The following is a 13,035-nucleotide window of genomic DNA, read 5'->3' as shown; positions in this document are numbered from 1 at the left end:
ACAGCAACAGCAAGAGCAACAGCAACAGCCGCGTGCTGTGAGTTGGGGTCGGATCCGTTTTCCAAAGGAAAACGGATCCGACCCCTTCCTGTTTTCCGATACACCTCATCCACGCATGGCGTGGAAAACCCACCGTCACACGGAAACTGTCGGGGGTGGGTCGGTGTGGGCTGGCAGGACCGTTGGCGCCATGGATGGCGCCATCGAGCCCCCAGGGACGGGTTTACGGCGTGTCCTGCCAACCCACACCGCCCCGCCCAACCAGCAGAAACCCAGAGCCGCTTTGGCTCCTGCACTTGCACTTGCCTGAAAGAAGCGGTGCAGCCGCAGGCTGCAAAACACTCTCAATCCGAATCCTGCGCGCGTGCGGCCTCCGCCTGCGTCTCTTCCTGCGCCGCCATCTCGCGTGCGATCCACGCATCGATCATGTGCCGCTGGCGCTGCGCCTGCCGCCGCTCACGCGTGTACTCCTGGTCCAGCACCCGGTACAGCGACACCATCACCAGCACCATCAGCAGCGCGAATGGCAACGCCGCAATCGTGATCATGCCCTGCAGTGCATCCAGGCCACCGGCCAGCAGCAACGCCGCTGCGATCAACGCCACCGCGATGCCCCAGGCCAGCTTGCGCTTCAACGGAGGATCGCCTGCTTCGTCAGTGGACATGCTGGCCAGCACCAGCACCGCCGAGTCGGCCGAGGTCACGAAGAAGATCATCAGCAGTACCAGCGCAATGCACGACAGCAGCAGCGGCAGCGGCATGCTGTCGAACAGCGTGAACAGCACTGTCTCGTAGCCATTGCCCAGCGCCTGCACCAGGTCGGCATGGCCGAAGATCTGCGCCCACAGCGCGGTGCCACCGAATACCGCGAACCAGAAGAAGCCCAGCAGAGTCGGCGCGAGCACTACGCCGATAACGAACTCGCGCACGCTGCGGCCGCGCGAGATGCGTGCGATGAACGACCCCACGAACGGTGCCCACGAGATCCACCAGGCCCAGTAGAAGATCGTCCAGTCCGCCACCCAGGTGCTGCCGGAGAACGGTGACATGCGCAGGCTCATCGTCACCAGCTGGTTGAGGTAGGAGCCCAGCGTGGTGGTGAACGTATCGAAGATGAAGCCGGTCGGCCCCAGCACCAGCAGGATGGCTGCCAGCAGGGCAGCCAATGCCAGGTTGAAGTTGGACAGCCACTTCACACCTCGCTCCACGCCACTGGCGGTGGATGCCATGTACAGCACGAAGGCGACCGCAATGATGGTCATCTGCACTGCGACGGTCGCCTGCACGCCGAACACGCGCTCGATGCCGGCGGCGATCTGGATGGTGCCGAAGCCCAGCGTAGTGGCGACACCGATCGCCGTGGCGACCACTGCAGCGATGTTGACCACGCGCCCGATCCATCCACGATGGTGGCGGCCGATGATCGGCTGCAGCATGTCGCTGACCAGGCCGCGGCCGTTGCGGTTGAACTGGAACCAGGCCATCGCCAGGCCGATCAGCGCGTAGATGGCCCACGGATGCAGGCCCCAGTGGAAGAATGCATAGCGCATCGAGGCGCGTGCCGCATCCAGGCTCTGCGGAGCAAGCCCTTCCGGTGGCTTGCTGAAGTGCGAGATGGGCTCGGCGGCGCCCCAGAACACCAGGCCGATGCCCATGCCGGCGGCGAACAGCATCGACATCCAGCTGGCCCGCGAGAACTCGGGCTCGGCGTCTTCGCCACCGATGCGCAGGTTGCCGAAGCGGCCGAAGGCCAGGTACATCAGGAACACCAGGGCCAGGAACACCACCAGCAGGTACAGCCAGCCGACGCTGCGGATGACTTCTGCCAGCATCGACTGCACCACGGCATTGAAGGGGCCCGGTGCAATACCGGCAAGCAGCACCAGCAGCAGAACCAGTGCGATGGAAACGCGAAACACCATGAAGGAGCTTCTCCGATCAAGGGATTGAGGGGAGCGAGCAGAGCTTGCAGCGAAGGGCCGGTGGCATGCATCGCGAACCGGGCAGGGGCCGCGAAGGCGGCGAAGGACGCATCGGTCGCTGGAACGCGACGGACGTGCACGTTACTGAATGCAATGTCACGGTTCTGTTAATACAGAAACTGCGGATCCACGCGATGCGCGGCTGCAACCGCCATGAGCTGCAGTGCTTTCTATGCTCTAATGCACGCCAAGAAGCGGGGGTACCGCGGCCAGGTGGCCACGGTTGAGACAGTCCCTTGGAACCTGATCCGGCTCATACCGGCGTAGGGAAGCTTTGCAGTGCAGCCGTGCCCGGACTCCGCCCAAGGACCGTCCGCGCGCGGGCGCAGTGCGCCGCCGCTTCGTCCCTGACCTTCCTGGACGATGCCCGATGAACGCACAGCTCTCCGCCCTGCAGCAACAGGCCCAGCAACTCTCCGAATCCGTGACCCGGCCGATTCCCGGTTCGCGCAAGATCCACGTACCCGGTTCGCGTCCGGATCTGCAGGTGCCGATGCGCGAGATCGCGTTGACCCGCACGCCGACGTTGTTCGGCGGCGAAGAGAATGCACCGGTCACGGTCTACGATACGTCGGGCCCCTACACCGATCCGGATGTGCGTATCGATCTGTCGGCGGGCCTGCCGGCGCTGCGTCGTGGCTGGGTGGAGGAGCGCGGCGATACCGAACAGCTCGACGGCCTGAGTTCGTCGTTCGGCCGCGACCGCGAGCATGATCCGAAGCTCGATGCCGTGCGTTTCCCTGCGCGCAGCCTGCCGCGGCGTGCACGCGCAGGCGCGAACGTCACTCAGATGCACTACGCGCGCCGCGGCATCATCACGCCGGAAATGGAATTCGTCGCCATCCGCGAGAACCAGCGGATGGAAGCGATCCGTGATGCCGGCCTGTTGCAGCAGCACCCGGGCGAGGCATTTGGGGCTTCGATCCAGAAGATCATCACACCGGAGTTCGTGCGCGATGAAATCGCGCGCGGCCGCGCGGTGCTGCCCAACAACATCAACCATCCGGAAAGCGAGCCGATGATCATCGGCCGAAATTTCCTGACCAAGATCAATGCCAACATCGGCAACAGCGCCGTGTCCTCGGGCATTGCCGAGGAAGTGGAGAAACTGGTGTGGGCGATCCGCTGGGGCGGTGACACGGTGATGGACCTGTCCACCGGCAAGCACATCCACGAAACCCGCGAGTGGATCATCCGCAATTCGCCGGTGGCGATCGGTACCGTGCCGATCTACCAGGCGCTGGAGAAGGTCGATGGCCGTGCCGAAGCACTCACCTGGGAGATCTTCCGCGACACGCTGATCGAGCAGGCCGAACAGGGCGTGGACTACTTCACCATCCACGCCGGCGTGCTGCTGCGCTATGTGCCGCTCACCGCCAAGCGGGTCACCGGCATCGTCAGCCGCGGTGGCTCGATCATGGCCAAGTGGTGCCTGGCGCACCACAAGGAGAACTTCCTCTACACGCACTTCGAAGAGATCTGCGAGATCATGAAGGCCTACGACGTGACCTTCTCGCTGGGTGACGGCCTGCGCCCGGGCTGCATCGCCGATGCCAACGACGCGGCGCAGTTCGGTGAGCTGGAGACGCTGGGTGAGCTGACGAAGATCGCCTGGAAGCATGATGTGCAGACCATGATCGAAGGCCCCGGCCACGTGCCGATGCAGCTGATCAAGGAGAACATGGAAAAGCAGCTGCGCGAGTGTGGCGAAGCACCGTTCTATACGCTGGGGCCGCTGACCACCGATATCGCACCGGGCTACGACCACATCACCAGCGCGATCGGTGCGGCGATGATCGGCTGGTTCGGCACGGCGATGCTCTGCTACGTGACGCCGAAGGAGCACCTCGGCCTGCCCAATCGCCAGGACGTGCGTGACGGCATCATGGCCTACCGCATCGCCGCGCACGCCGCTGATCTGGCCAAGGGCCATCCAGGTGCGCAGGTGCGCGACAACGCGCTGAGCAAGGCGCGCTTCGAGTTCCGCTGGGAGGACCAGTTCCACCTTGGCCTGGATCCGGAGAAGGCCAAGGAGTTCCACGACGAGACGCTGCCGAAGGATGCGCACAAGCTGGCGCACTTCTGCTCGATGTGCGGCCCGCACTTCTGTTCGATGAAGATCACCCAGGACGTGCGTGATTACGCCGAGGCCGGCATGAAGGAGAAGTCGGAGGAGTTCCGCGCCGCCGGCGCCGAGGTCTACCACCAGGGCTGATGCGGAAACGGTCGTGCCGGCCAACGGCCGGCACGACCGTTCATCACGCCGTGCCCGGCTATGCTGCGTCCATCGCCCAGGGGGAAAGGACGCCATGCCCGTTGCCATGACCACCCGTTGGCTGGCCATCGCCCGCCGTCATCCTTCGGCCTGGTTGCTGGGCGCGCAGCTGCTGGCGGTGCTGCTGTATCCCGCGCTGGATGACACCGCTGCGGGCCGCGCCGCACTGGGCATGTTCGGCATGGCGGTACTCGGCCTGGCGCTGTGGGTGGTCCAGCGCAGCCCGCTGGGCACCTGGCTGGCGCTGGTGCTGGCCATTCCCTCGGTGGTGTTCTCGTTGGCAGGCGCATTGCTCGACCGCACCGGATTGCTGACCACCGCGCAGCTGCTGGAGAGCCTGCTGTACTTCTATACGGCCGGCGCCCTGATCGCCTACATGCTCCAGGACCACAAGGTCACCCGCGACGAACTGTTCGCCGCAGGCGCAACCTTCACCCTGCTGGCGTGGGCTTTCGCCTTCGCGTTCGCGGTGTGCCAGCAGTGGTATCCGGGCAGCTTCCAGGGTACTGGCGGGGGTGCGCAGCGCAGCTGGATGGAGTTGCTTTATCTCAGCTTCAGCTTGCTGTCTGGAGTGGGCTTGAGTGACGTCGTACCCCTGCATCCACAGGCACGCGCATTGGTCATGCTGGAGCAGTTTTCCGGCGTGATGTACGTGGCTTTGGTGGTTTCGCGTCTGGTCGGATTGACCATGTTGCGGCGCATGTGAAAATGAACGCCAGATAAAAATTTCGCGCCCAAGAGGGCGCGAATGGTGTCGCGAATTATGTGAATGCGTCGGCGAGAGAGAGCCTGATGTCGACCACGCGATAGGCGAGGTAACTTGCATAGGCTAGTATTCGCGCGCTCGATTGTTTTTGCGGTATGCGCCGATGCTTTGTGCGGAGTCTGGCTTTTCGCTGTTCCCAGGACGGGACCGTAACGAAGGCAAACACTGCCCGGGACCTGTCTCTACTGTGTAGCAGAAAATGAACAGCAGCGAAATACAGCCACCCGTATCCGATCGGATACGGATAGGAGAGTGCATCGTCACTCTGTCCTCGCGCGAAGTCGAGGTCGTCGGTGCGCGTCGCCCGCGCCGGCTGACGCCGAAGGCGTTGGGCGTGCTGCGCGTGCTGCTGCGGCAGCCGGGCCGCGTTGTCACCCGCGACGAGTTGTTCGCCGAGGTGTGGCCGGACACGCTGCCGACCAACGATGTGCTGACCCAGGCCGTCACCCAGCTGCGCAAGGCGTTCAGCAACGACGACGACAACGGCCAGGCCTACATCGAAACCATCGCCAAGACCGGTTATCGGCTTCTGGTACCGGTACAGGCGCTGGACGATGCGGAGCCAACGGCTGCGGGCTTGCCTGACGATGAAGGTGTGGAAGTGCAGCCGGCACCCGCCGACGCCGCGGTGCTGCCCGCGCGCGCGCAGGAATCGCGCCGCCGCTGGCGCCATGTCCGCCGCCGCGTGCTGCTGGCGCTGGGCGTATTGATGCTGGCCACGCTGCTGGTGATGACCACGCTGCTGCTGCGCCGTGCACCGGCCAGCAGTTCACCGGTGGAGGCCGCCGTGGAGAACGGCACGCGGGTGATCGGCAGCCCGCAGCGTCCCTATCGGTTGATCACCGCGACCAGCGGCTTTGAAACCTATCCCACGCTGTCACCGGATGGTTCGCTGGTCGCCTATGAAGGCGCCAACGAAGATGGCAACGGCGGTGGTGCGATCAAGGTGCAGACCTCCGGCAACGCGCCGGCGCGCCAGTTGCTGGTGCCACCGGCCGGCGCGGTCGATCGATTCCCGAACTGGTCGCCGGATGGTCGCGAGATCGCCTTCGCACGGTTTTCCGCCGACGGTGGCTGCCAGGTGCTGATCGCCAGCGCCACCGGCGGCGCACTGCGCCAGGCCACGCGCTGCGATGGCACCGAACTGCTCAGTTTTGACTGGACACCCGATGGTCGCGGCCTGGTGTTCGGCAGCATGGTCGGGCGTTACGCCCACCGTGGCATCCGCGTGCTGGACCTGGCCAGCGGCGAGTGGCGCGCGCTGGCCTACAGCGTCGACCAGGATGACTTCGACTACGCACCGCGTTATTCGCCCGACGGGCAATGGCTGGTGTTCGTGCGCAACCCGCAGCTGGGCGATCTGTGGCGGGTGCCGGCCACGGGCGGTACGCCCGAGCAGTTGACCAACGAAGCGGCAGAGCTGCGCGGCTGGGCCTGGCTGGACGATGGCCGCACCATCGTGTTCGGCCGCCGCGTCGACAGCGAGGCGCGGCTCTATTATCTGGACGTTGAGCGGCACACGCTGCGCGATGCCGGCCTGGATGATGCGCAATGGCCCGCCGTGTCGCGACGCGGTGGCATGCTGGCCTTCGTCCACCGACGCGCACAGTTCGGCGTGTTCAAGGTGCCGATGCAGGGCAACGGTGCGCCCGAGCGACTGTTTGCCTCCAGTGGCCGCGATGGGCAGCCGATGGCAGCGCCGGATGGCCGCCAGCTGGTCTTCACCTCGGATCGCTCCGGCAGCTTCGCCCTGTGGTGGGCGGACATGCAGCGGCCGGATTCGCTGCGCCCCATTGAAGGGCTGCGGCCGGAAGCGCGGCAGGCACCGGACTGGTCGGCCGACAGCCGTCAGCTGCTCGTGGTCGGCCGCGACGCGCATGGGCGCACGGTGGTCTACGAGATCGCGCCACGCGATGAACGACTGCAACCTTTGCCGATCCCGGCCGAACAGCCGCTGCAGGCGCTGTATGGCGCGTCGCCGGAGCAGTTGTTTGTGGTCGAACGCGATGCCGACCAGCGCACCAGGTTGAGCCTGTTCGACCGCAGCACCCAGCCCTGGCGCCGGTTGGCCAGCATCGATGGGGTGTCGCAGGCGCGCTTCGACCGCAGCAGTGGCCGCGTGTTGTTCACCCGCCTGGCCGCTGGTGGCCTGTGGTCGGCCGATGCCACGTTGTCGTCGGGCAGCGTGCAGCAGATCAGCGATGACCGGCCCAGCCGCTGGCGATACCGGGCCTGGACCGTGGCCGGCAACAGTGGCATCGGTTACCTCGGCACCTCGACCACGTGTGGCACCACCTTCGTGCGCATCCTGCCCGGCCGCGAGGAGCCGGAACGCTGCCTGGACGCAGAACGGCTCAGCGCCGGCAACGGACTCAGCGCCAGCGCTGACGGACATGACCTGTTCGTGGCGATGGCGGTCAGCGATGGTGCCGACATCGGCGTGATGCGGTTGCCCGAACGCCCGCCCGCGCTGTTCCCGGCGTTCTCCAAGTTGTTGTTGTTCAAGGGAAATGGCCCTTCGTAATTTCTTCGTCGGGATCTCGTCGCGAATTCGTGGCGATCTCGTCGGACTTTCCTGACGCGGTGCCACCTGATTAGGCAAAACGGAGTCCTGTACTAGGCAAATCCGTGGTGCCCCCATGCGTCAACTCTCGCTGGCCGATCGCGGCCAAACCGTCTCCCTGGACCGGTCGCTCGACGATGTCGCGCCGACCTGCCTGGGCGTGGCCCGGCTGGGCAGCCTGCAGACCGCCGGCTCCAGCTTCACCGTCTGGATGCAGGTGCGTGGCAGTTCGTGGGTGGAGGCCAAGGAAGGGCGCTTCCGCCTGCGCCAGGGCGAGTGGATCGCCTTCGAGAAGGAATCGCGGCCGTTGGTGCAGGCTGGTCGCAACGGGTTGTGCGTCGGCCTGAACCTGAACGTCGAAGCGCTTCGTGTGCTGACCGAGATGGCCGACTGCGGCCTGTATGCCGGTCGTGGCCGCATGAACCGCAGTGACGCCCGCGTGGCGCTGCGCCTGTGGCGCGATGCGCTGGCCAGCGGCCAGCCGGCCCAGGCCCTGCGTCCGCTGTTGCTGCACCTGGCTGGCCTGCAGCGTGGCCTGGCCGACAACGTACAGCGCTGCCCGGGCCGCTCGCGCAGCCGCAAGCGCCAGGTGTTCGGCCGCATGCAGCGCGCGCGCCTCTATCTGGAAGGCAACAGCCACCGGGTGGTGCGCATCGGCGAACTGGCCGAGCTGACCAACTTCTCCAGCTGGTACCTCTCCAAGACCTTCCAGAGCCTGTACGAGGAAAGCCCGCAGTCGCTTTCGGCACGACTGCGCCTCGAACGCGCTGCTGACCTGCTGCGCGACACCGACATGATGGTGGGCGAGGTCGCCGCCGCCAGTGGCTTCGACAACTGCTGCAGCTTCGCGCGTGCGTTCCGCGCCCGCTACGGCCAGTCCGCATCGCGCTTCAGGGAGAACGGTGGCTTGCTCCCGCCACAATCCGCAAAGTCTCCGGTTGGTTCGCGCAAATACAGCACTGCAACGCAATCGTAACGTGCTGGGGTGTTTTAACACGCTGCTAACACGTACCTTGGAGAGATAGATGAACGTTCGTAATCCCGCAGTGCGGTTCGGCTTGCTGCCGGCCGGCATTGCGCTGGCGCTGGCGCCGGCCTTTGCTTCGGCTCAGGAAGCAAAGGGCACCACCGACCTGGACCGCATTTCGGTCACCGGCTCGCGCATCCGCGGCGCCTCGGTGGAGACCCAGCAGCCGATCCTGACGATGACCCGCGAATCCCTGGAAAAGCAGGGCTTCTCGAGCGTCGCCGACGTGCTGAACAACCTGACCTCGGCCGGCTCCCCGGCCATTTCGCGCTCGGAATCGCTGGCTTCGGGCGAGAACGTGGGCGGCTACTACGTCGACATCCGTAACCTGGGCGCCCAGCGCACCCTGGTGCTGATGAACGGCAAGCGCCTGGGCGCAACTACCGCCGGTTACCAGGATCTCAGCCAGATCCCGATGTCGGCCGTTGAGCGCATCGAAATCCTGAAGGACGGCGCGTCCTCGATCTACGGTTCCGACGCCATCGCCGGCGTGGTCAACGTGATCACCCGCAAGAACTTCGACGGCGGCGAAGCCAATGTCTACGTCGGCCAGTACGGCAAGGGCGACGGCGACACCGAAACCTATTCGATGACCCTCGGTGCCCGCGGCGAGCGCGGCAGCCTGACCCTGTCGGCCGAGTACTCGAAGCAGGATCCGGTGTGGGCCAAGGACCGCTGGTACAGCCGTGATGGCTCGCTGGGTCCGAACTCGACCTCGGCCACCTGGAGCCCGATCAGCCAGAACGGCAGCTGGTGCAACCCGACCCAGGTCGATTGCAGCGACTCCAAGAAGGCAGTCTGGAAGACCCTGAACGCCGGCGGCAACCCGAAGAACCCGAATGACTACCACGTCATTACGGCGGACGAATTCGCCAACTCCAACGAGCAGATGACCCTGCTCACCGGTGTGAAGCGCAAGTCGGTCTACATCAACGGCACCTACGACTTCACCGACTCGATCAGCCTGAACACCGACGTGCTCTACAACGAGCGCCAGACGTTCCAGCAGATCGCCGGCTACCCGTTCCAGTCGAACTCCTTCGGCACCCCGCTGGAGGGCTCGAGCGCCTTCAACCCGGTCGGCCAGGACGTCAGCTTCCGCCGTCGCCTGTGGGAAGTGCCGCGTACCACTGACAGCCAGCTGAAGACCCTGCGCTTCGCTCCGACCCTGACCGGCTTCTTCGAGCTGGGCGGCAAGACCTTCGACTGGGATGTCGGCGCGCTGTGGAACCGCAACGAGTCGATCAAGACCAACCGTGGTGACATGAGCCTGATCGCTGCAGGCCAGGCCCTGGGCCCGTCGTTCATCGATGCCGGCGGCGTTGCCCGCTGCGGCACCTCGGCCAAGCCGATCCTGGGCGACTGCCGCCCGTGGAACCCGCTGCTGCCGTACGGCGTTGATGGCCAGGGTTCGCTGGCGAACCAGGAGCTGCAGGACTTCCTGTTCCCGACCTTCACCACCCGTGGCGTGACCAAGACCACCAGCTTCACCGCCAACCTGTCGGGTTCCATCGTGACCCTGCCGGCCGGCGACCTGGGCTTCGCCCTGGGTGTCGAGCACCGCAAGGAAGAAGGCAACTACGTGCCGGACGCCTTCGCGCAGTCGGGCCAGTCCACCGGCCTGGGCCAGAAGCCGACCCGCGGCCAGTACGATCTGAACGAGGTCTACCTCGAACTGAACGTGCCGCTGCTGGCCGACATGGCCTTCGCCAAGGAACTGACCCTGAACGTTGCCAGCCGTTACTCGGACTACAGCAACTTCGGTGGCACCACCAACAGCAAGTTCGGCCTGACCTGGCGTCCGCTGGATGAACTGCTGGTCCGCGGCACCTACGCCCAGGGCTTCCGTGCTCCGACCATCAGCGACCTGTACGGTGGCCTGAGCTCGAGCTTCGAGTCGTACATCGATCCGTGCGGCGTGAAGGCTCCGGGCAGCGTTGCCGGCAATGCCGCGTGCACCGCCGCTGGCGCTCCGGCCAACTACGTGCAGCTGGGCCAGGGCAACCTGCCGTGCTCGACCCTGCCGTGCCAGTCGGGTGACCAGTTCGTCTCGGGTGCCAACCCGAACCTGAAGCCGGAAACCTCCAAGAGCACCACCTTCGGCCTGGTGTGGAGCCCGCGTTGGGTGCAGGGCCTGGACCTGTCGCTGGATTGGTACAAGTACGAAATCAGCGACATGATCATCGCTGACAGCGTCGACCGCATCCTGCGTGACTGCTACGTGCTGGGCAACTCCGAGCGTTGCTCGAGCGTGACCCGTGCGGCTGACGGCCACGTCAGTGCGATCACCTACGGCACCGCCAACCTCGGCAAGATGAAGACCGAAGGTTACGACCTGGGCGTCAAGTACCGCCTGCCGGAACTGGCCATCGGTCAGTTCAGCATCGACTGGCAGACCAGCTACACCGCCAAGTACGACGAGCAGGGCCAGAACAGCGCAGGCGACAACATCATGATCGGCCGCGTTGGCGAGCCGGGCCTGTTCCGCGTGCGTTCGAACCTGGGCGTCAACTGGCAGTACGGCGATTTCGGTGTGAACTACACCGCGCGCTACTACTCGGGCATGAAGGAAAGCTGCATCTCGCTGGCTGACGGCTGGTGCGATGCTCCGAACCACATGGCCAACGGTGAGACCGATCCGCTGCGTCACACCGGTTCCAACACCTTCCACGACCTGCAGGTCAGCTGGAAGGCACCGTGGGATGCGACGATCGCCCTGGGCGCGAACAACGTGTTCGACCACAAGGGTCCGCTGCAGTACTCGGCTCCGAACTCGGCGTTCGCCTACTACGGCGGCTTCGACGTGGGTCGCTTCCTGTACATGAAGTACACCCAGCGCTTCTGATCCATCGAAGTGCGGTAGCAACAGAAGGAGGGCGGACCGCAAGGTCCGCCCTTTTTTTTGTAGGGGAATTCCGGAAACTGTTGGAAGGTGAGCGCAGTCACGGTCCCGTCGTGTCGTAATCAACACAGTCAGGAGGTCCACTACCGGACGCTTGCATGTGGAGAGGGATATGAGGAACACGTTGTTGCGCCAGGCATCTGCCGCTGCATTGATCTATGCAACGCTGGTGGGCGCGGTGTTCGCGCAGGGTCTCGGGGTCTGCGGTGGCGGGCTCTATTGCGAAGAGTTCCGCCAGCAGTGCCTGGCCAGTGGCAAGTCAGCGGTCATCTGCGAGTCGCAGTACCGTCGTTGCGTGCAGGACGCCTGCGGTACCCGCTGACGTAGAAAGGGCGCACCTTGCGGGTGCGCCCCCTGTCATCCGGAAATCATGCAACGCGCTCAGGCGTCGCTGGGCACCAGACCCATCAGTGCATTGGCGTGCTCGCGCCATTGCGGCAGTTTGTTCAGCACGCCTGCGCGCTGCAGGTAGTCCTCGTCCACCGGATCGCCATTGACCAGCGCCAGGGCCACGTGCACCGCGCCTGTCACCCAGAAGCTGCGGGTGTTGGCGCGCTGTGGCTGCAGGTGGAATGCCACCGCTTCGATGATCGGCATCGGCAGGCCCCACAGGCCCAGCAGGTAGGCGCCGGCCTCGGCATGGCCGGGGCGGGTGTCACCGGCCAGCGAAGGCTCGCTGCGCTCGTTGCGCACACCTGGCAGCAGCAGGCCGATGTCGGCCAGCAGCGCAGCGGTCGCTCCCAGTTCGGCACTGGATTCGGGCAGCAGGCGTGCGGCCAGCCGCGAGGCGAGCAGTGCGCGCTGTTGCAGCGAGTTGCGCTCGGCGGCCGACAGCGTCGGTGCGGAGAACACTTCGCTGGCCAGCACCAGGTCACGCAGCGTGGCCAGGCCCAGCCGGGTCACTGCGGTGCGCAGGTCGGCAATGGTGCGGCCCTGGCTGAAGAAGGCCGAGTTCGACAGTTGCAGCACCTTGGCAGCGATCGCCGGATCGGCGGCGACCAGCTTGGCTACATCGGCACTGTCGGCGTCGTCATCATGTTCCAGGGCCTGGGTCAGGCTCAGGTACAGGTGCGGCGGCGAGGGCAGTTTCTCGATACGGCCGATGGCATCGCGCAGGCGCGGGCTGTCCAGCACTTCGCGCAGTTCTTCCAGGCTGGTCAGCGCCTCCAGCAGCACTTCCGGTGCCAGCGGCAGCGGCAGGAAGCGGTGGGCGACACCGATCAGGCGCGCCGGCGGCGGGCGGTTGCCATGCTGTGCATCGACCAGCGCGATGCGGATGGTCTCCGGGCGCAACGTCCGGATCTGCCCCAGCAGCGTGGTGGCATTGAGATCTGGCAATTGCGGGCAGACGATCACCGCATCCACGCCCTGCGTGGCCACCGCGGTCATCGCGGCCTGGCCATCGGTGGCGGTCAACGGCTGCCAGTCTTCCCCAAGATCGGCAATGAATTCGGTCAGCTCGGCCGGCAGGCTGGCTGCATCCCCAACAAGCAGAATACGCACGACACATTCCCCTGGCT

At 65.4% G+C, this 13,035-nt stretch carries 8 protein-coding genes and 1 riboswitch; of the genes, 6 read left to right on the top strand and 2 right to left on the bottom strand.

Annotation, left to right across the window (positions count from 1 at the left end; genetic code table 11):
* Nucleotides 1-344 precede the first annotated feature (344 nt).
* Nucleotides 345-1,922, bottom strand: coding sequence for a BCCT family transporter (locus tag ACZK1G_RS18380; protein ID WP_014038399.1), 1,578 nt, complete (start codon nt 1,920-1,922; stop codon nt 345-347).
* A gap of 246 nt (nt 1,923-2,168) precedes the next feature.
* Nucleotides 2,169-2,270, top strand: a riboswitch (TPP riboswitch).
* An 82-nt stretch (nt 2,271-2,352) separates the two neighbouring features.
* Between ACZK1G_RS18380 and thiC the strand changes: the two genes are divergently transcribed.
* The 6 genes from thiC (at nt 2,353) to ACZK1G_RS18350 (ending at nt 11,837) form a co-directional block, all read left to right on the top strand.
* Nucleotides 2,353-4,197 carry a phosphomethylpyrimidine synthase ThiC gene (thiC, locus tag ACZK1G_RS18375; RefSeq protein ID WP_101766040.1) on the top strand — a complete coding sequence of 615 codons (1,845 nt, stop codon included), beginning with the start codon at nt 2,353-2,355 and terminating at the stop codon, nt 4,195-4,197.
* Between the two features lie 94 nt (nt 4,198-4,291).
* Nucleotides 4,292-4,963 (top strand): ion channel, encoded by a 672-nt coding sequence (locus ACZK1G_RS18370; RefSeq protein ID WP_101766039.1) that lies wholly within the window; start codon nt 4,292-4,294, stop codon nt 4,961-4,963.
* A 259-nt stretch (nt 4,964-5,222) separates the two neighbouring features.
* A complete protein-coding gene (locus ACZK1G_RS18365; protein WP_101766038.1) occupies nt 5,223-7,547 on the top strand; it encodes a winged helix-turn-helix domain-containing protein in 2,325 nt (774 codons plus the stop codon).
* A 115-nt stretch (nt 7,548-7,662) separates the two neighbouring features.
* Nucleotides 7,663-8,562: a helix-turn-helix transcriptional regulator gene (locus ACZK1G_RS18360; RefSeq protein WP_101766037.1), complete on the top strand. Its 900-nt coding sequence runs from the start codon at nt 7,663-7,665 to the stop codon at nt 8,560-8,562.
* Between the two features lie 49 nt (nt 8,563-8,611).
* Nucleotides 8,612-11,458, top strand: coding sequence for a TonB-dependent receptor (locus ACZK1G_RS18355; RefSeq protein ID WP_049446608.1), 2,847 nt, complete (start codon nt 8,612-8,614; stop codon nt 11,456-11,458).
* 169 nt (nt 11,459-11,627) lie between these two features.
* The gene (locus ACZK1G_RS18350) at nt 11,628-11,837 is read left to right on the top strand and encodes a hypothetical protein (protein WP_049446606.1); all 210 of its coding nucleotides are present in this window, start codon (nt 11,628-11,630) and stop codon (nt 11,835-11,837) included.
* A 59-nt stretch (nt 11,838-11,896) separates the two neighbouring features.
* Here the strand turns inward: ACZK1G_RS18350 and ACZK1G_RS18345 are convergent, their stop codons facing one another.
* Nucleotides 11,897-13,018 (bottom strand): HDOD domain-containing protein, encoded by a 1,122-nt coding sequence (locus ACZK1G_RS18345; RefSeq protein WP_014038392.1) that lies wholly within the window; start codon nt 13,016-13,018, stop codon nt 11,897-11,899.
* Nucleotides 13,019-13,035: the final 17 nt, after the last annotated feature.

It is taken from the genome of Stenotrophomonas sp. 109824_Sma (genome assembly GCF_056480025.1).
Note: the sequence above shows the minus strand (reverse complement) of the source record. Positions and strands in the feature narration are given on the sequence as shown.